Source organism: Capnocytophaga periodontitidis, assembly GCF_016126015.1.
Lineage (GTDB): Bacteria > Bacteroidota > Bacteroidia > Flavobacteriales > Flavobacteriaceae > Capnocytophaga > Capnocytophaga periodontitidis.
Genome location: NZ_JAEFDB010000055.1, coordinates 1 through 538 on the forward strand (window position 1 = coordinate 1; position 538 = coordinate 538).

A 538-nucleotide genomic window follows, 5' to 3' on the forward strand; every position below is an offset into this window, starting at 1 on the left:
AATTTTTTGCTTGTGAAAAATCTCTTGCAAAGCGATAGTACTTTTCTCTTTCCTTATAGAAAGTAACAAACCCATTATTACCCTCCTTTTTGTAGTTGAGAATAGAATAATACAACTGCTTGATGATCAAAAAGAAAAAGAAAGAATCTGTCTTATCCCTTCCATTTTCGTATGACTCAATAAGATACTTCGGAGTGCCCTTATACTCTTGAATAGCATTTAATACATCCTTACAGTGCATTTCTTTGAGTAATGCATCTATTGGAAAAGTTTGCATTGGCACAAAATAGTTCTTCCCAAAGTAATGTACTTTATCTATATATTTTTCCTTGTAAAAAGGTATTTTTGCATGGGTAAGATAGCTGTATACGTTCCTAATAAATAGCCATAATTCTCCTCTTGTAGTCCTATCTAAAATAGTTTTATCGGCTAATGCACTTAGGTATTTATCTAATACAAAATACAGTAAAAGCATATCAGTGGTAGAGACGCATTGCTTTAAAAAGAAACCTTTTTGAGCTTTCTGTGAGTTAAGTAC

General features: G+C 31.8%; 1 protein-coding gene. It reads right to left on the reverse strand.

The window, feature by feature from the left end:
* A partial coding sequence (locus tag I7X29_RS15275; protein ID WP_198475905.1) for a hypothetical protein occupies positions 1–538 on the reverse strand: 538 nt, incomplete at both ends.